Raw genomic sequence first — 18,679 nt, forward strand, 5'->3', positions numbered from 1 at the left:
ACTGGATCAAACGTAAGCGATCCATCGCCTACACATTCAAAGCCGCCAGTTGAAGCCTGATGCTGTGCTCTTGATCTCTTTCAGGAGCCCGCAACCATGATGCGTCCCGACGCAAAAGTCGAAATAGTTTTTCTGTACCCCAAACCCGTGGACTTTCGAAAGTCCATCGACGGCCTTGCCGCGCTGGTCGAACTGGATATCAAAGTCGCGGTGTTCGACCCCGTGCTTTTTGTTTTCCTCAACAAGCCCCGCAACCGAGTGAAGATTTTGTACTGGGAGCGCAACGGATTCTGCCTTTGGCTCAAGCGCCTCGAATCTAGCGCTTCAAAACATCGCCTGATTTCACCGATGAAGCTATTGTCCTGACGGTTCAAGAATTGAACTGGTTGCTCGACGGTTTCGACTTGTGGCGTAACCGACCGCATCAAGTTTTGACCCCTCGATTCGTGGCCTGATTGGGTATAATCCGGCGATGAACTCGCTGCCTGAAAACCTTCCCGATGATCCTGTGCAATTCAAACAGATGTTGCTTGAGGCGTTTGAGTTGCTTGGCCGTCAGCAGGAAGTGGATCAAGCGTATCAAGTTCAGATCGTCGACTTGAAAGAACAGATCAAGTTGCTGCGTGACCGTTTATTTGGCCACAAATCCGAGCAGACGGTCGAAGCTGACACACCGCAATTGGCGCTGTTCAACGAAGCCGAAAGCGTTGCCGTGCTGGAAGACGGTATTGCCGAAGACGAAGAAGTCGTTGCCCCGACCCAATGCCGTGGCAAACGCAAACGCAAACGCAAACCGCTGTCCGCCGATCTACCGCGTATTGAAGTCGTCCACGAACTGCCCGAGCACGAACTGAGCTGCGTGTGCGGCTGTCGTAAACACGTCATCGGCGAAGAAACCAGCGAACAGCTTGAAATCGTGCCGATGCAGATCCGTGTGATCAAACACATCCGCAAGGTCTACGCGTGCCGTGGCTGTGAAACGGCACCGGTAACCGCTGACAAACCGGCTCAGATGATCGAAAAGAGCATGGCCAGCCCCGGCGTTTTTCAAGGTAGTTGTCGCGTCAACCGTCTAACTATGCCGCTCTTTTCTCAACCTGTTGCTCTCGATCCGGGTTCAACAACACGGTTCCGATCGGCTCCCAGTTACGTGTTCGACCCGACCACCGTTCCGGCTTTTTCTCTTTAGCTCGTTCGTACAGCTCATGTCGCCGGGCCAGGACCTGATGGTCCAGTCCTCGATGCCGCTCAGCCGGTGTGACGAAGCGGATACGGCTATGCCGGTGTTCGTTGTTGTACCAACGCATGAAATCCCTCACCCAAGCTCGTGCGGCGTCCAAACTGGCAAAGCCGTCCTGCGGCCATTGCGGGCAGTATTTCAGCGTTCTAAACAACGACTCCGAGTACGGATTATCGTTGCTCACCCGCGGTCGGCCCCGCGAGGGCGTGATTCCCAGTTCGTACATCTTGCTCAACAGCGTCACCGACTTCATCGGCGCGCCGTTGTCCGAGTGCAGCACCAGCGGCTCGCGTAAACACTGCTCGCCGATCACGCTGCGTTGCAGCAACGCGGCGGCTTTCTCGCCGCTTTCCGCGTCGTAGACTTCCCAGCCCACGGCCTTGCGGCTGTAAATATCCTCGATCAGGTAGAGGTAGTAATACTGGCCGCGTATCGGCGACGGCAGATACGTGATGTCCCACGACCACACCTGATTGGGCCCTTTGGCCGCATGCGTCGTCGGTGCGGCGTACCGCCTGGGGCGCTGACTACGGCCTCGATGTTGCTGTTGACCCGCCGCCCGCAAGACCCGATAAAACGTCGCCTCCGACGCCAGATAGCGCCCTTGATCGGCCAGGCGCGGCACGATCTGGCTCGGCGGCAGATGAGCGTACTCCGGGCTGTTGCACAGCGTCACAAGGGTCTGTCGCTCCGCCTCGTTCAGTGCATTTCGCGGCGTTGACCGTGTGACAGTCGTTCGGGCATCGGCCTGGATAACGTCTGTTTCAGTCCACCGTTGCAAGGTCCGCAGCGATAGACCGATTTCCCGGCAGGCCCTGATTTTTCTGGCTCCCGCCGCGACCGCTTCGCTCAGCCAGTCAACCAGTAAGTGCCGTTCTGGCAAAGACGTCAGTTGTCCTCGTTGTCGGTCCCCCAGTAGTCGTTGAGCTTTTTCCGCAGCACCAATAACGCGGCTGTTTCAGCCAGCGCCTTGTCTTTGCGGCGCAGTTCGCGCTCAAGTTCCTGGATGCGTTTCTTATCTTTACGAGACTGTTCGCGGTCTTCTATTTGCTGGGCTTTTTCCGACTTCTGGCCAGCGATAAACGCTTGTCGCCAGGCCGTGATCTGCTCGGGGTAAAGGCCTTTGCGGCGGCAATATTCGCCCAAGTCGATCTCGGACAAACCGGCGGCTTCAAGCACGACAGCAAACTTGGTTTCGGCTGACCAGTTCTCGGTCAACGGCTTGTTTTCGGACACTGCATTTCCTTCAGAACTGAGCTGCTTGCGCCAGTTGGACAAAGACATTTCGCTGACCCCTTCGCGCCGGGAAACCTCGGCCATCGACAGGTTCAGCGGGGGAAGCAGCATCTTAAGTAATGCGGCTCTGCGTTCAGGTGAATAGTACGGCACGACCAGTCTCTTTCCGCCCCCGATATGCTTTTTCAGGAAAAACCGGAGAGGCGACAACTATCCTGACACCGGGGGGCCCCAGCGTGTTGGCGATGCTGCTGACCACCAAATACGTCGACGGTTTGCCACTGTATCGGTTCGAAAAAGTACTTGGCCGACACGGCGTTGATATCCCGCGCCAAACCTTGGCGCGCTGGGTGATTAAGAGCGGCGAACACTTGCAACCGTTGCTGAATTTGATGCGCGACCGATTGCTGGAAAGTCCGGTGATCCACTGCGACGAAACGCGGGTACAAGTGCTGAAGGAACCGGATCGAGACCCGACGAGCCAGTCCTGGATGTGGGTCCAAGCCAGCGGCCCGCCTGAGCGCCCAGTTGTCCTGTTTGACTACACCACCAGCCGCGCGCAGGAGGTGCCACTGCACCTGCTTGCCGATTATCGCGGCTACCTGATGACCGACGATTACGCCGGCTATAACGCCTTGGGTACGCAGCCAGGTGTCGAGCGTTTGGGCTGCTGGGCACATGCGTGACGTAAGTTCGTCGATGCGCAAAAAGTGCAGCCCAAGGGTAAGACCGGGCGAGCCGACATCGCGCTGAATCTGATCAACAAACTGTATGGCATCGAGCGTGAACTCAAAGAGGTCACTGATGATCAGCGTTTTGTCGGTCGACAGGAAAAGAGCTTACCGGTACTCGCCCAACTGAAAATCTGGCTGGAGAAAACCCATCCTCAGGTGACGCCGCAAAGTGCCTTGGGCAAGGCGGTCGGTTATCTGGCCAGCAACTGGAGCAAGCTTGAGCGTTACATCGAGGCCGGCTTCTTGCCCGTTGATAACAACAAGGCCGAGCGAGCGGTAAAACCCTTTGTGATCGGTCGCAAAAACTGGATGTTCAGCGACACGCCCAAGGGTGCGATGGCCAGTGCGCAGATCTATAGCCTGGTCGAAACTGCCAAAGCCAACGGCCAAGAGCCCTATACGTGGCTGCGCCACGTACTTGAACGCCTGCCACACGCTACTTCGGTAGAAGACTTCGAAGCCTTGCTTCCGTGGAACTGTTCCCCAACTATCTCGTGCTAAATGCACACATCGGTTTTTTGCCATGTGTGGTTTATGGGTCGCTTACTCCTGTACAAAGCCAAACGCCAGATCGAAAAAGCCAAAGCGCAAGTCAGGGCGAAGGTCAAGCACCCGTTCCCGGTGATCAAGCGTCAGTTCGGCTATGTGAAAACACGCTTCCGTGGCCTGGCCAAGAACACGGTACAGCTGGTGACGTTGTTTGCGCTGTCGAATCTGTGGATGGCCCGCCGAAATTTACGGAGCAATGCAGAAGAGGTGCGCCTGTAATGTGGAGAATAGCCGCCGCGAGGTGCTCGCCGCGGCTAAAAAGACGGAAATGAGTGAGGGATCTGAGTATTGTGGATCGACTTGCCCATTTAAAATCGGCGGTGCCGAAGTCAGCCAAAAATACATGGCTATTTCAGACTATCTCTAACCACGAATGATCAAGGCGGCAAGTAGCATCTATTCAATAACCATCAGGCAACTTCCTGATTAAGTTTATCAGGTATCCACCGTCCATCTCAATATAACCTCCTTGCTTTAATGACTTCATAATAGATAAGGCATGGGAGCGAGAAACTCCTGTAGTATCGGTAATAAATGCAATGACAGAGAACTTTGACCGAATCGACTCCGGCAAATCACTCATCCACTCTAATGCCAATTTAACTTCTACGTAGCTATTCCCCATACATTGCACCAACCATTTTTTTGAGATATTGCGGGCACTCCAGGCCATGAATTCAAGCAAACCCTCAAATAGTTCTTTGTCCGGAACAACTAGATGCATGCAGTCCATGGAGAACTCATAATAGGTAGAGAGTGAGAGTACTTCATACTGGCTGAATGGCGCGTGTGAAGCTTTAGGATGGCGGGCAAGCAATACTATCCCCCCAGCCCCTACAATGCCTATGACCTTTTTCTCACCAACTAACAGGCGCCAAGTACCGCTTTCAATCGTAAATATTGAGTGTTTGCTAGCACCCAACAGCTCCCCCCCAGATTCGACTGTTTTTTTAGTACCGTTCTTTTTAATCCAACTATACAAATACCGCACACTAGCGCTAGCTGAATTTAGCTCACAATTGAATCCAGTCAGATGAATATTGTTCACTTTTGGCTCTCTTGTCAATGAAAAAAACGAAGACACTTTTCATAGTGTGGGGGGGGGGTTTGTATGAAGGCTCTCTAGCAGTATTAAATAGATAAGCAGAGTTGTTTTTTGCGAGACAGTTCGTTCTACGACGTTAACGTCATTACTGAAACTCATTCAATTATCTTTCTGTAACGTATTGAGTTCAATTTAAAGTCTGATAAAAGACCGATGTTTTGCTCTCATAAAATATTTATTTTTTGTGATATTTTATTACGAGCCTCTATTGGAAGTGCTTTTCATGAAAACTCGGACAGATTTATTGTTTTACTGCAAGGGATTGAGTGGATGCTCGGCTCTCGAGAGGAAATAGTCCCGCACTTGATGAAATGATGGGTTATTTCGGTAGGCGTTTAAGTATGTTTTTCGTATAACGGTAATAAAACTTGTCTCGCGCATATTAAAGAGTTTCGCTCTCCTGTGACATAACACTATGGAAGGTCTGAAGTACCCACGGATTTTTGATGCCCTCACTACTTGATGCTCAAAAAATCATAAGCCGGTCGAAAATCAGACCTTCTTGTCCTTAATTCACGGTTCTTTCCTCTAATCGCGCTGTTTCAGGGCGATTAACCCGCATTACAGACGCACCTCGCCCATGCCCATCAACCGTTTTCGCACCATCCACAAGTTCGACAAAGCGAACAACGTTGTCTGCTGCGCGATATTTTTCGACAAGCCACGAAAGCGCACTTTCGTATAACCAAACTGGCGCTTGATCACGCGAAACGGGGGCTCAACCTTGGCCCGCACCTGCGCTTTCGCGTATTCGATCTTGCATCGCATGCGCCCGATCAGACTCTTTTTTGCGTGCTTTTTATAGCTGCTTGGCCGGGCGGCAATCGACCAGATCATCTGGCGACCCTGATGTTCGGGACGCTTGTCTACACCGGTGTAACCGGCATCGCCAGAGACGTACGTTTCATCACCATGGAGCAACTGATCGACTTGAGTCATGTCCGCCACATTGGCCGCCGTGCCCACCAGGCTATGCACCAAACCCGTCTCGGCATCGACACCGATATGCGCTTTCATTCCGAAGAAATATTGATTTTCTTTCTTGGTCTGGTGCATTTCGGGATCGCGTTTGCCGTCCTTGTTCTTGGTCGAACTGGGCGCATGAATGATCGTGGCATCGAGGATGGTGCCCTGGCGTAACAGCAAGCCGCGATCGCCCAGATAGCCATTGATGACCTGCAAAATCCCGCCGGCCAGCTCATGTTTTTCCAACAGATGGCGGAAATTGAGGATCGTGGTTTCATCGGGAATTCGATCCAGATGCAGCCCCGAAAACTGGCGCAGAATCGTGGTCTCGTAAAGTGCTTCTTCCATCGCCGGATCGCTGTAACCGAACCAGCTCTGCATCAGATGAACCCGCAACATGGACAGCAACGGATACGCCGGACGACCGCCTTCACCCTTTGGATAATGCGGCTCGATCAAGGTAATCAAACCCTTCCAGGGCACGACCTGATCCATCTCGATCAGGAAACGCTCGCGGCGGGTCTGCTTACGTTTGCCGGCATACTCGGCATCGGCGAAGGACATCTGTTTCATCGGGGCTCAACCGTTGGGTTCGTGTGAGGCGCGTATTTCACCAAATTTGGAAGTCTTTTTCAGAGTTCCCCTAAGCATTTATTCCCGCCCGCAGTTTTATGCAAAGCTCGAATGGCATCGACGACTTACTGATTGAACTCAGTTTCTTTTGTTTGATAGAGATGAATTGAACACACAACGCTGGTACTCCGTGACACGACAGCATCATCAAACACTGAAATAACGCCAGGTGCATTTTTAAGGATAGCTCTAGCCAGAGCGGTACTAGCATCCTCATTCCAGCCTTCAGCATCTGTGGTGGTGACCAGCGGAACAATATCTAACCAATCTTTGGATCCGCTGGCGATGTGCTCCATGATGTAGCTCCATTCCCCCCATCGGCATCTGGAATACTGGTGATAACCTTATCTGCACCCTTAGAATAAATCTGCAAGGATAATTCTTGTGCCGTTAAATGGGGAAATGGATTAACTGAAGTAATATGGCGGTCAGCAGCCAGCATCGCGGCGGAGGAAAGCGCTAAACATAATATAATTCTCATCGCACTACCAAGATAGTATCGCTTGAATTCACAATATTTTGTCGTATGGATACCCCATTAATGATGATACACCCTTCGGATGAGTTACCAACTGATGCAGGGTTGTCACCAAATATACTGAATGCAGACCTTCCAAACGTATTCGTACCGACAATCGGTTCAAGTATTACGATAAAAGGCCCTTTATAGTTGTTATATCCATTTATTCGGTAATGTCCTTTAGGTATAGGGTCAACATTTCCTGTGCTCTCTACTGATGGATTATTTTTCCATGAAGCATGGCCACTGTAGCCGTGTGCAATTGTTGCACCGTCGTGCTTCAGCTCGCCTGTATTTTGCGTATATTCCCCCGGCATATATCTATCCTTGATGTTCAATATTCAAGCTGCCTTGCCGGAGACAGCTTTAAGGTTTTTGATATTGTCGGGAATACTTGACGGTGTCTGTAGGAGATTTCTATTTTTGACCTGTCGAAAGGCGATTGGCTGGGTTTTCGCGGTACGCCACCAACGCGTGTTCCATAACGGTTTGCAAATTTCCTCGGGGTAATGCACTGATTGTTTCCCCGGCGAAAGCCTAAGCAGCTATGCGCTTCTAACTAAATAGCCCATCAAGCTGTGTGCAATTTGGATGGATCAAAAATATGGATCTCCATATTTAGCTCTCGCTCACGAATTTCCTGCGTAGGGAATAAGCCAAATTATTGTAGGAAATTTCGCAAGCGAGTAATCGATATCAAGCGGGCGGTGATGCACAAGTCTTAGCCAGAGCAGTGTTCTTCAACCGGTTGGCGAAATCAGGGATTAAAATTTTGAACGGCAGCACTACCAGGCCAACGGCCTCAATCAGGTAGCTGTCGCAATAGCGCTGGGCAGGGGACACATCAACTTGCCAGGCAATCAGGCAATTACATCTGGCGGCAGAGCCGTAAGCTGGAGGACGGGAAACTCAGGCTGCTACGACAGGTCGGACAACCTTAGTGTACGATTTTTTCCGAATTCTGTAAGCATCCCGAAAAGGATCGTTTTCGGACACTAGGACGGTGCCCCAAGGCCGGCATTTTCGCGTAGGCGAAAATCAACACCAAGGGCGCTGCCCTTGTCATCTCGCAACTGCCGCGTTGGGCTCGGGAGCGCGGGGCGGTGAAGCTGCCACGACGAGCCGGGGTCGCGTCCCTTGACCTGAGGGATATCGGCGGCGTGGTCGGAGGGGGGTACAGCGGGGATATGTGCTGCCGGGCAGTCATGTCGATCCCGAGGGCTCGCATAACGGCCAGCATGGTTTTGAGTGTTGGATTTCTTTTGTCGCTAAGTGAGCGATACAACTGCTCACGGGATAGGCCTGTTTCGCGGGCAAGCTCTGTCATGCCTTTCGCACGGGCCACAACACCCATCGCTTTGGCAATGTATTCAGCGTCACCAGTTTCAAAAGCATCCGCCATGAAGATGGCCATGGCTGCCGGCCCATCTAGGGCTGCTGCAGGGTCGTAGTCGTAAATTGCTTCTATCATTCTTGCCTCCACTCACTCACGAGTTTCTTAGCCGTTTCGATATCATGGCTTTGGCTGCTTTTGTCGCCGCCGCACAACAACACGAATTCATCGCCGCGCTGCTGGAAATATACGCGGTAGCCGGGGCCGTAGTGAACCCGTAGCTCACTGACGCCCTGCCCTACAGGCGAACCATCGCCCAACAGTCCGTTAGCCAACGGGGTTGGGGGAGCAATGGAACCGTGCGACCTGAGGCCTTTTGAATTTCTATTTTACTGGAGAGTTTTCTCCTGATGAAACCGGTTGTTCCATCAACCGTTTCCTACCTGGACATGCGGGATCGGTAACAGCTCGGTGTGAAGCTCTGGGGACAATGTACCCGCCGATTTTCGGTACGCCTACGGGCTGAAACATTGCTCGACGCGAAAGTGGGCAGACTTCCGTAAGGTCATTCATGGCGAGAGAACTTGATTAATCGTTACTCGAAGGAAAGCAAATGACGGCTATTGGTAGCACTGTGAAAACAGTGGCGATCGGTGCTGCGCCGAGCTGCGATCTGCCAAACCACCTCGCGATTATCATGCTCTTCGCGATTTTCGACACCGGTGTAGCCCGCATCGGCATAGACCGCGTTTTCCTCGCCATGCAGCAGTTCGACAACCTGGGTGACATCGGCTACATTCGCCGCCGTGCCGTGAACGTGGTGAACCAGCCCCGCCTCAACGTCAGCACCGATATGTGCCTTCATCCCAAAAAAATATTGATTCCCTTTCTTCGTTTGGTGCATCTCCGGATCGCGTTTGCCGTCCTCGTTTTTGGTCGAACTGGGCGCGTGAATAATCGTCGCATCGAGGATGGTGCCCTGGCGTAACAGCAAGCCGCGATCGCCCGGATAGCCATTGATGACCTGCAAAATCCCGCCGGCCAGCTCATGTTTTTCCAACAGACGGCGGAAATTGAGGATCGTGGTTTCATCGGGAATCCGATCCAGATACAGCCCTGAAAACTGGCGCAGAATAGTGGTTTCGTAAAGTGCTTCTTCCATCGCCGGATCGTTGTAACCGAACCAGTTCTGCATCAGATGAACCCGCAACATGGCCAGCAACGGATACGCCGGACGACCGCCTTCACCCTTTGGATAATGCGGCTCGATCAAGGTAGTCAAACCCTTCCAGGGCACGACCTGATCCATCTCGATCAGGAAACGCTCGCGGCGGGTCTGCTTACGTTTGCCGGCATACTCGGCATCGGCGAAGGACATCTGTTTCATCGGGGCTCAACCATTCGGTTCGTGTGAGGTGCGTATTTCACCAAATTTGGAAGTGTTTTCAGAGTTTCCCTAGGGGGCGTTCTCATTTGAGCTAATTAGTGCCATTCGATACCCTTGAGCTATTTGGGGGTAACTGGTGAGCCGCTATAGGTTGCGTGACGATCAATGGGTGCGCATCAAGGAACTGCTGCCGGGCAAAGCCAGCGACCGTGGCGTGACCGCCCGCGATAACCGTCTATTTGTAGAGGCGGTACTCTGGATTGCCCGAACTGGCGCGCCCTGGCGGGATCTACCTGAAACCTACGGTCACTGGCATCGGGTCTATGTGCGTTATAACCGCTGGTCACGCAAAGGCGTCTGGTTACAGATCATGGCATCGCTTGCGACTGACGCTGACCTAGAACACCTGATGGTGGATGGCAGCATAGTGCGCGTTCGTCAGCATGGTGCGGCAAAAAAACATGGCAGGACGCCGAAGCCATGGGCAAGTCCAGAGGCGGACTGAGCATCAAGATTCATGCGGCCGTCGATGCCCTGGGGAACCCGGTACGCCTGCTGCTGACGCCCGGACAAAGCTCTGAATATGGCCAAGCCGAAGCGCTGATCGAAGGTTTTACGCCCGATGCGGTATTGGCAGACAAAGGTTATGACTCAGATGCCTTCGTGGAGTTGATACAGCGCAATGGGGCTGAAGCCGTCATCCCCTCAAGAGGGAATCGTCTGACGCCCCGAAAGCTGGATCGACATACCTACAAGGCACGTAATCTGGTGGAGCGTTGTTTCCAGAAACTGAAGCAGTACCGCCGTATTGCAACCAGATATGAGCGACTGGCAAGAAACTACCAGTCGATGCTGAGTCTTGTATCAGTCGTCATATGGCTGGCCTGATTGAGAACACCCCCTAGGTGCGACTCTCATCATGGCACGGAGCATGCCGCAAACAGACACCGGATAAATTTATGCAAGCCAGCCACTTCTCCCTCTAATCTGTATTGCCGAAATGGGGAACCATAGATTCATCAGACCACTTTACCGGTTCAAGAGCGGTGCCCAGTGAGGCATTTATCGGATGGTCTTGCGCGGACGGAAGGCTTCATCGACCCTGGCCAGATCTTGTTCATTCAACGTTCCGGCGTAGTAGTGCAACCGGGTCCACGCCATCAGGTAGTCATACCTTGCCTGGGCCAAATCCCGGCGGGTGGTAAATAGTTGTTGTTCGGCGTTTAGCGCATCAAGGGTGACGCGCTCACCGCCCAAAATGCTTTGCTTGGTCGAGACCACCAGCGCTTCGGCAGACGTCAGGGCCTTCTGATAAGCCCGCAGTTTGTTCACACCGGACAGGCAGGCACTGAACTGTCGACGCAGTTCGATCAATGTTTCCCGGGTCTTGCCGTCCAGTTCGTACTCGGCCTGCTCCATGGTGCGGCTGGCCTGGCGAGTCGAGGCCGAGACCCCGCCGCCCGCATACAGCGGCACGTTGACTTCGATGCCGATGGTGTTGGTGTCGTAACGCTGGTTGTAAGTGTTGCCGCTTTCCGATTCGTTCTGGCGCACCGAAGCGTAGGCACTGACTTTCGGCAGGTGTCCAGCGCGGTTGCGTTCGACTTCATACCGCGCGACTTCCACCGCCTGACGCTGGGAGGCCAGGTTCGGGTTGTTGGCCACGGCCATCTCGTGCCAGGTGTCGTAGTTGGCCGGCAATAGGCTGAAGGTCTGGAAGTTCTGGTCCAGCGGCGCCAGGTCCGTGATGTCGACGGCTGGCACGCCAATCAGCGCACCCAGTTCGCGCAAGGACGCGTCCTGCTCGTTGCGTGCCTCGATTTCCTCGGCGGTCGCCAGTTCGTAACGAGACTCGGCCTCAAGAATATCGGTGCGCGTGCCCTCGCCTTGCCGGAACATCTGCTCGTTCTGCTGGAACTGCTGCTCGAAGGCCTTCTTCTTCGCCAGCGCGATGTCGATCTGATCCTGAGCGAACAACGCATGGGTGTAGTTTTCCAGCACCCGAACCAGCAATTCCTGGCTCTTGCCGCGGAAGGCTTCGTCGGCAAACAGCGATTGCGCCACGCCTTTGCGATACGCCGCATAGGCTTCGTAATCGAGTAATGGTTGTTGCAGGGTCAGGGTCGAACCGTAACTGCTGTAATTACGGTCATCGCTCTGGTTTTGCCCGCGCTCATTGAGGTAGGTGACCTTGGATGTATTGCGGCCCTTGTTGTAGTTGTAACCGAGCTTTGGCAGCAAGCCAGCACGGCCAATGATGCGGTTTTCAAGGCCCGCATCGCGTTCCTTGATCGCGCCAAGGAATACCGGGTCATTGCGCAACGCTTGCTCGTAGATATCGAACGGCCCCATGGCCATCACACTGTTGCACGTCAGCAACGCCAGGGTTGCTGCGAGCATGGAAAGCTTATTCATACAGCCGAACATCCTTATTCCTCGGTCAACGCGGAGCCTGCCCGGTCGAGCAGCGGTTTGAACAGATAGTTGAGGAGTGAACGTTCACCGGTACGCACGAACATTTCCGCCGGCATGCCGGGCTTGATCACCAGACCGTTGAGTTTTTCCATGGCCTGATCGCTGACGCTACTGCGCAGCACGTAGTACGGCGCGCCGGTTTTCTCGTCGACCATCTGGTCGGCCGAGATCAGGCTGACTTCGCCCGGCACCCGGGGTGTGCGGCTCTGGTTGAACGCCGTGAACAGAATGTCCACCGGCAAGTGGGTGCCGACCTTGTCGATCAGGTTGATCGGCAGGTGCCCTTCCACTTCCAGGCGAGTGCCTTGAGGTACGATCTCCAGCAAGGTTTCGCCCTGGCGGACCACCGCCCCTTCAGTGTGAACGCCAAGGTTGACCGCAATGCCGTCGGCGGTGGCGATGATTTCGCTGTGTTGCAGATCGAACCCGGCGGAGGTCAGTTGCTCTTCCAGGGTCACGCTTTTGAGTTGCGCGTCGGCCAGTTGTGTGCGGACTTCTTTCTGGTATTCCTCGATGTGCTGTTGCAGCTTCAGGCGCGACTCGAGGATGCCCTGTTCGACCCGGCCGCTTTCACCGCTGTTTTCCGCCAATTGTTGCTGCACCTGCGACAGTTGCCGCTGGAACTCCATTAAGCGGTTGCGCGGAATGTAGCCGTTGTCTGCCAGGGGCTGGAGATTACTCAGTTGTTGTTGCAGGGAGCTGGCCTGAGCCGTCAGGTCCGTACGCGCGCGGCGCATGCCGGCCAATTGCGCACCGGCGCCTTCGATGCTGGCGCGCAAGCCCGCCTGCTCGCGGGAAAACGCTTCGCGGCGGCTACTGAACAATTGCCGCTGGCCTTCGAGGACCAGGGCCAGGCGCGGGTCGGGATCGTTGCTCAGTTCAGCGGGAAAATTCACCTGTTTGAGGTTGTCCCGTTCGCTCTGCCAACGCGCCAGGCTGGCCCAGGCCATGCGGTATTGCGCTTGCAGCGATTGCACGTCGGCCGCGACCTGGGTCTGGTCGAGCTGGAACAGTGGCTGGCCCTGCTTCACCACTTGGCCCTCGCGCACCAGAATCCGGCTGACCACGCCGCTGCTCATCGATTGCACGGCTTTGCGTTTGCCCGAAACCACGACCGTGCCTTGCACCGGAATGCCTTGGTCGAGCGGCGCAAGGCTGGCCCAGGTAAAGAAACTGCCGGCGCCGACGATCGCTAGAATCCAGCCCATGCGGGCGAAGAAACGCGCATCACGCTCGGGGCGTTCGGCGATGTAATCGTGTTCCATCGTCGCTTCGTTTTCAGTGTTCATGCGAGCGCTGCTCATACACCCGAATTCCTTGTCGTGGGCTGATACTGGCGACTCATGCTGAGCCCGCCCGGTGCTTGCGGCGTTTTTTCACGTTGCTGTTCCTGGGCGCCTGACTGGTTACCGGCAAGCGCCTTGAGCACTTCCTGGCTTGGGCCGAACGCCTGCAAACGCCCTTCGTTGAGCACCAGTAATTTATCGGCCTGGGCCAGCGCCGAAGAACGATGGGTCACCAGAATGACGCTGGTGCCCTGGGCTTTCATCTGCGCAATGGCGCCGGCCAACGCCGCTTCGCCCACGGTGTCGAGGTTGGAGTTCGGTTCATCCAGCACCACCAGGCTTGGCTTGCCGTAAAGCGCGCGGGCCAATGCCACCCGTTGCTTCTGACCGCCGGACAAGCCACTGCCGTCCTCGCCCAGCACCGTGTCGTAACCCTGCGGCATGCGCAGGATCAGCTCATGGACGCCCGCCTGTTGCGCGGCTTCGACGACTTTTTGCGGATCCGCCTCGCGAAAGCGGGCGATGTTTTCGGCGATGCTGCCGCTGAACAATTCGATGTCCTGGGGCAGGTAACCGATGTACGGGCCGAGGTCGTCGCGGTTCCAGCGATGGATGTCCGCGCCGTCGAGCCGCACGGTGCCGCCGAGGGTTGGCCACACGCCAACCAGCACCCGGGCCAGGGTCGATTTGCCAGAGCCGGAGGCGCCGAGCACGCCCATGACTTCACCGGCACCCAGGCTGAAATTGACCATGTGCAAGGTCGCCGCGCGTTGCCCCGGCGGACCGGCACTGACCTGTTCAAAGGTGATCAGCCCCTTCGGCGCCGGCAGTGCCATCGCCTCGTCACTCGGGGGGAAGGCTTGCAGCAACGCATCAAGACGACGGTAAGCGAGCTTGGCGCCGCTCCATTGTTTCCAGACCGCGATCAATTGATCGATGGGACTGAGGACGCGGCCCATCAGAATAGACCCGGCGATCATCATCCCGGCGGTCATATCGCCCTTGATCACCAGCAAGGCGCCCAGGCCCAGAACCAGGGATTGCAGGCACAGCCGCAACGTCTTGCTCAGGGAGCTGATGATGGCGCCGGTGTCGCTGGCCTGATTCTGCAGACCGAGGAACCGCGAGTGCACCTGGAACCAACGCTTGCGCAACACCCCGAGCATGCCCATCGCCTGAATGGTTTCGGCATTGTGCAAGTGGCTGGTGGCCAGTTGGTTGGACTTCTGGGAAAACCCCGCCGCCTCCCCCAACGACTTTTTGGTCATCGCCTCGTTGAGGCATGCCAGGCCGATCAGCAACACTGCGCCCGCTGTGGCCAATACGCCGAGCCAGACGTTGAACAGGAAAATAACGAACAGGTACACCGGAAACCACGGTGCGTCGAAGAACGCGAACAGCGCAGGGCCGGTGACGAATTGGCGAATGTGGGTCAGGTCCCCGAGGGATTCCCCGGCGTTGCCTTCACCTTTGAACAGGTTGCGCTCGAACGCGGCTTGATAAACCCGCAGGTTGAAACGTCGTTCCAGTTGGCTACCGATGCGGATGACGATGAAACTACGGACGATCTCAAGCAAACCGATGAAGGCAAAGAAACCGACCACCATTAGCGACAACATGGCCAAGGTCGTTTCGTTTTGCGAAGACAGCACGCGGTCATAGACTTGCAGCATATAAATCGACGGGACCAGCATCAGCACGTTAATTAACGCGGTGAAACAACCGACGCTAATCAGAATGCTCTTATAGTCGCCCAGCGTCTTCAATAGCGGTGCAGTGGGAGTGGTCTTCGTCATTCTCATTAATCTTCCCTGAGCTGATAGCCCGCGCGTAGTTCGACAAGGTTCCAATAAATGGCCCCAACTCCGGTCGGGGCGTGCTTTGAATAATGTAACTGACTGGCGAACGAACTCTATTTCATGACGAGATAGAGTTCAGGTTATTTACCTGGTAACAGAAAACTTCGGATGAATCCATATTTCTATTGCTGGAAACGATTCGGCTTACCGTTGTGCTCTTAGTCTTGAGCGCGTTGCAGAACAATCTGTGGATCAGATTGTTTGGTACTTCGGTAAAGCCCTTCCTGCTGGCGGCCAAGATGAATGATTCTTGAACCTTCTTTACCCGTCAGCGATATACCGTCGGGTTCCGGGAACCAACCGATCGGTATCTCACTGAGCCAGCCGGCGAGGCACTCAATATCGCCTACCAATGTTTGATTCTGCTCAAGTGTCAGTGCACAGATGTTCTGCGGCTGCGCCTTCAGATAAATCTGCCATTGCCCGGCCAGTTCCGATGGGTCCGCTAATCTCAGGCCGCTTGCCATGACTACTCCAGAAAATATTATGGGCGTGGCGATTATCCAAGCCATTGCCCTGTAGGTAAAGGCGTTATGCGTCATAGGATGTTTCGCTCCGAGCTGTAATCCATTAAAACTTGTCCACCACAGGAGTGCAGACAAGGACAGAGAGCAACGCATGTTCACGGCCCTCCGTTTTCCTTCACGTCGTTCAACCGCGCGGGCGAGCTCCGCCTTTACGCTGCGATATACGAGACCGCTGCCTGGCCAACGATGTTGACGAGGAGGTCAGCAACGCCATGGCCGGAAAAATCTACAGCCAAGGTCCTGTTGCCACCCAAGTTACTCAGTACTGCGTCGCCTGCCGCCCCCCCCGTGAAAGCATCCCGGAAGTGCAGGCCTGCGCCTTTGGTGATGGCGGTCAGGTCGATTTTGTCCTCGCCACTAGTAAAGTCCATGACCCGGTCGGACGCATCCGGCGTCGAGTCCGAACTAGCAGCGTATACGGAGGTATCCGCCCGATTCATCCGGTACATCGGCATAGCATTGATGGCCCCCGGTGCACCCAATCCCAGGCTGATACTCAGCTTACATGCGCGCATGATGACCCCCTCATTCGTCGGTGCGGGTCTGAGCCAACGAAAGAGTGCTCCTCTAGGGAAGGTCTGAAGTACCCACGGATTTTTGATGCCCTCACTACTTGATGCTCAAAAAATCATAAGCCGGTCGAAAATCAGACCTTCTTGTCCTTAATTCACGGTTCTTTCCTCTAATCGCGCTGTTTCAGGGCGATTAACCCGCATTACAGACGCACCTCGCCCATGCCCATCAACCGTTTTCGCACCATCCACAAGTTCGACAAAGCGAACAACGTTGTCTGCTGCGCGATATTTTTCGACAAGCCACGAAAGCGCACTTTCGTATAACCAAACTGGCGCTTGATCACGCGAAACGGGGGCTCAACCTTGGCCCGCACCTGCGCTTTCGCGTATTCGATCTTGCATCGCATGCGCCCGATCAGACTCTTTTTTGCGTGCTTTTTATAGCTGCTTGGCCGGGCGGCAATCGACCAGATCATCTGGCGACCCTGATGTTCGGGACGCTTGTCTACACCGGTGTAACCGGCATCGCCAGAGACGTACGTTTCATCACCATGGAGCAACTGATCGACTTGAGTCATGTCCGCCACATTGGCCGCCGTGCCCACCAGGCTATGCACCAAACCCGTCTCGGCATCGACACCGATATGCGCTTTCATTCCGAAGAAATATTGATTTTCTTTCTTGGTCTGGTGCATTTCGGGATCGCGTTTGCCGTCCTTGTTCTTGGTCGAACTGGGCGCATGAATGATCGTGGCATCGAGGATGGTGCCCTGGCGTAACAGCAAGCCGCGATCGCCCAGATAGCCATTGATGACCTGCAAAATCCCGCCGGCCAGCTCATGTTTTTCCAACAGATGGCGGAAATTGAGGATCGTGGTTTCATCGGGAATTCGATCCAGATGCAGCCCCGAAAACTGGCGCAGAATCGTGGTCTCGTAAAGTGCTTCTTCCATCGCCGGATCGCTGTAACCGAACCAGCTCTGCATCAGATGAACCCGCAACATGGACAGCAACGGATACGCCGGACGACCGCCTTCACCCTTTGGATAATGCGGCTCGATCAAGGTAATCAAACCCTTCCAGGGCACGACCTGATCCATCTCGATCAGGAAACGCTCGCGGCGGGTCTGCTTACGTTTGCCGGCATACTCGGCATCGGCGAAGGACATCTGTTTCATCGGGGCTCAACCGTTGGGTTCGTGTGAGGCGCGTATTTCACCAAATTTGGAAGTCTTTTTCAGAGTTTCCCTAAGGCAATTGGGTATGCAGGTGGATCTCTGAAGGGCCGGGGCGGCATTTGCGATCCGAATTGACTTACGGGTTCGCCACTGAGGCTGTCCGTTGAAACCTTCCGTTCTGAACTGGGGGTTAAGCCCGTTGTGGCGAGCGGCGCGGCATTATCGTACGGATCACATCAGGCAGCCCGAACTCCCAGGGCGCCCACTCGATCAGTTGCCTCGGCCTGTAATCCGGGTGTTTGCTTCTTCGCAAATAGCGAGGGTGTGATTTCATTTTCTGATTGGGTGCGGGCTGCTCCCTGTCGCGCCTGATGCGGGGTTTAAAAAGTGACATGCGTTCGTTGGGAAATTTCCTACAGCTTGGAAGGACCAAGCCTACATTGGCGGTGTGTGCTCCAGCGCATGATGGTCTCGCCGCTCAAACAGAGGATTTGTTCTTACTCATGACACATCCAGTGTCAGGCAAATCATCAAGGTTTTTGTGGCAGGTTGTTGAATCTAAAATTTTGGAGTTGCACATGAATCGCCAAGTTCTTGCCCTTGCTGTGCTGGTTGCCGCTTCGGTTTCTCAGTTTGCCAATGCTGCTGACGGTACTATTAACTTTAACGGTCTGTTGGTTAACCAAACATGCACCATCGCCGTTAACGGCGTGGTGAGTCCTGCTCCGGCGACCGTAACCTTGCCGACTATCTCCAACAGCCTGTTGACCGCTGCTGGTCAAGCCGAAGGTCGTACTGGTTTCAACATCAAACTGAGCCAGTGCGTCGGTGCTGCGACCACTGCTGCCGCATTCTTTAACAGCGGCGCCACTGTTGATCCAGTCACCGGCAACCTGAAAAACATGAGCGGTACTGCTACCAACGTTCAACTGCAACTGGTTGACGCTCAAGGCGGCGCCCCTATTCAGGCTGGTTTCTCTCAGCAGAAGACCGCCACCACTCGTAACACTATTGATGGTACCGGTGCCGCCGACATGCCATACGCCGTGCAGTACCTGGCTACCGGCGCCACCACTCCGGGTACCGTGGTCAGCTCCGTGACCTATAACGTCGACTACCAATAAGTCATGTTCACT

12 protein-coding genes and 9 pseudogenes are annotated in these 18,679 nt (G+C 54.7%); 7 read left to right on the forward strand and 14 right to left on the reverse strand.

The window, feature by feature from the left end:
* The first annotated feature begins 96 nt into the window (after positions 1-96).
* Both tnpB and ACA068_RS30635 read left to right on the forward strand, forming a co-directional pair.
* Entirely contained in the window at positions 97-366 is a 270-nt protein-coding gene (tnpB, locus tag ACA068_RS30630; RefSeq protein ID WP_497310711.1) for an IS66 family insertion sequence element accessory protein TnpB, read from the forward strand.
* Positions 367-472: 106 nt separating this feature from the next.
* A pseudogene (locus tag ACA068_RS30635) lies at positions 473-1,045 on the forward strand (IS66 family transposase); the annotation flags it as partial.
* A 31-nt stretch (positions 1,046-1,076) separates the two neighbouring features.
* Here the strand turns inward: ACA068_RS30635 and ACA068_RS30640 are convergent.
* A protein-coding gene (locus ACA068_RS30640) for an IS3 family transposase (protein ID WP_497310712.1) occupies positions 1,077-2,629 on the reverse strand; the annotation gives its coding sequence in 2 pieces (ribosomal slippage) (positions 1,077-2,167 and positions 2,167-2,629; 1,554 coding nt in all).
* A gap of 77 nt (positions 2,630-2,706) precedes the next feature.
* Between ACA068_RS30640 and tnpC the strand changes: the two are divergent.
* A pseudogene (gene tnpC / locus ACA068_RS30645) lies at positions 2,707-3,711 on the forward strand (IS66 family transposase); the annotation flags it as partial.
* A gap of 39 nt (positions 3,712-3,750) precedes the next feature.
* Positions 3,751-3,978 (forward strand): annotated as a pseudogene (locus tag ACA068_RS30650) (IS5/IS1182 family transposase); the annotation flags it as partial.
* 181 nt (positions 3,979-4,159) lie between these two features.
* On the opposite strand, the gene ACA068_RS30655 reads toward ACA068_RS30650, so the two are convergent.
* The 4 genes from ACA068_RS30655 to ACA068_RS30670 form a co-directional block, all read right to left on the reverse strand.
* Positions 4,160-4,807 carry a helix-turn-helix domain-containing protein gene (locus ACA068_RS30655; RefSeq protein ID WP_497310713.1) on the reverse strand — a complete coding sequence of 216 codons (648 nt, stop codon included), beginning with the start codon at positions 4,805-4,807 and terminating at the stop codon, positions 4,160-4,162.
* 618 nt (positions 4,808-5,425) lie between these two features.
* On the reverse strand, positions 5,426-6,403 hold the full coding sequence (locus ACA068_RS30660) for an IS5 family transposase (protein ID WP_497310714.1): 978 nt from the start codon (positions 6,401-6,403) through the stop codon (positions 5,426-5,428).
* Between the two features lie 125 nt (positions 6,404-6,528).
* Positions 6,529-6,759 (reverse strand): hypothetical protein, encoded by a 231-nt coding sequence (locus ACA068_RS30665; RefSeq protein ID WP_497310715.1) that lies wholly within the window; start codon positions 6,757-6,759, stop codon positions 6,529-6,531.
* A gap of 181 nt (positions 6,760-6,940) precedes the next feature.
* Positions 6,941-7,321 (reverse strand): tlde1 domain-containing protein, encoded by a 381-nt coding sequence (locus ACA068_RS30670; RefSeq protein ID WP_497310716.1) that lies wholly within the window; start codon positions 7,319-7,321, stop codon positions 6,941-6,943.
* Positions 7,322-7,704: 383 nt separating this feature from the next.
* Between ACA068_RS30670 and ACA068_RS30675 the strand changes: the two are divergent.
* Positions 7,705-7,924 (forward strand): annotated as a pseudogene (locus ACA068_RS30675) (hypothetical protein); the annotation flags it as partial.
* Positions 7,925-8,172: 248 nt separating this feature from the next.
* Here the strand turns inward: ACA068_RS30675 and ACA068_RS30680 are convergent.
* The 3 pseudogenes from ACA068_RS30680 to ACA068_RS30690 form a co-directional block, all read right to left on the reverse strand.
* Positions 8,173-8,454, reverse strand: a pseudogene (locus tag ACA068_RS30680) (addiction module antidote protein); the annotation flags it as partial.
* Positions 8,451-8,651 (reverse strand): annotated as a pseudogene (locus tag ACA068_RS30685) (type II toxin-antitoxin system RelE/ParE family toxin); the annotation flags it as partial. The pseudogenes ACA068_RS30680 and ACA068_RS30685, both read right to left, overlap by 4 nt.
* A gap of 317 nt (positions 8,652-8,968) precedes the next feature.
* Positions 8,969-9,703, reverse strand: a pseudogene (locus ACA068_RS30690) (IS5 family transposase); the annotation flags it as partial.
* A gap of 169 nt (positions 9,704-9,872) precedes the next feature.
* Here ACA068_RS30690 and ACA068_RS30695 point away from each other — a divergent pair.
* Positions 9,873-10,591, forward strand: a pseudogene (locus ACA068_RS30695) (IS5 family transposase).
* Between the two features lie 174 nt (positions 10,592-10,765).
* On the opposite strand, the gene ACA068_RS30700 reads toward ACA068_RS30695, so the two are convergent.
* From ACA068_RS30700 to ACA068_RS30725, 6 genes and pseudogenes are all read right to left on the reverse strand, one after another.
* On the reverse strand, positions 10,766-12,130 hold the full coding sequence (locus tag ACA068_RS30700; protein WP_497310717.1) for a TolC family outer membrane protein: 1,365 nt from the start codon (positions 12,128-12,130) through the stop codon (positions 10,766-10,768).
* Positions 12,131-12,132: 2 nt separating this feature from the next.
* The gene (locus ACA068_RS30705; RefSeq protein ID WP_497310718.1) at positions 12,133-13,482 is read right to left on the reverse strand and encodes an HlyD family type I secretion periplasmic adaptor subunit; all 1,350 of its coding nucleotides are present in this window, start codon (positions 13,480-13,482) and stop codon (positions 12,133-12,135) included.
* Positions 13,479-15,266, reverse strand: coding sequence for a type I secretion system permease/ATPase (locus ACA068_RS30710; RefSeq protein WP_497310719.1), 1,788 nt, complete (start codon positions 15,264-15,266; stop codon positions 13,479-13,481). The genes ACA068_RS30705 and ACA068_RS30710 overlap by 4 nt, the downstream gene beginning before the upstream one ends.
* 215 nt (positions 15,267-15,481) lie before the next feature.
* On the reverse strand, positions 15,482-15,865 hold the full coding sequence (locus ACA068_RS30715; RefSeq protein WP_497310862.1) for an AprI/Inh family metalloprotease inhibitor: 384 nt from the start codon (positions 15,863-15,865) through the stop codon (positions 15,482-15,484).
* A 134-nt stretch (positions 15,866-15,999) separates the two neighbouring features.
* A pseudogene (locus tag ACA068_RS30720) lies at positions 16,000-16,281 on the reverse strand (M10 family metallopeptidase C-terminal domain-containing protein); the annotation flags it as partial.
* A 284-nt stretch (positions 16,282-16,565) separates the two neighbouring features.
* Entirely contained in the window at positions 16,566-17,543 is a 978-nt protein-coding gene (locus ACA068_RS30725; protein ID WP_497310714.1) for an IS5 family transposase, read from the reverse strand.
* A gap of 578 nt (positions 17,544-18,121) precedes the next feature.
* Between ACA068_RS30725 and ACA068_RS30730 the strand changes: the two genes are divergently transcribed.
* The gene (locus tag ACA068_RS30730; RefSeq protein ID WP_497310720.1) at positions 18,122-18,667 is read left to right on the forward strand and encodes a fimbrial protein; all 546 of its coding nucleotides are present in this window, start codon (positions 18,122-18,124) and stop codon (positions 18,665-18,667) included.
* Positions 18,668-18,679 lie beyond the last annotated feature (12 nt).

The organism is Pseudomonas sp. LBUM1660, from assembly GCF_059695935.1.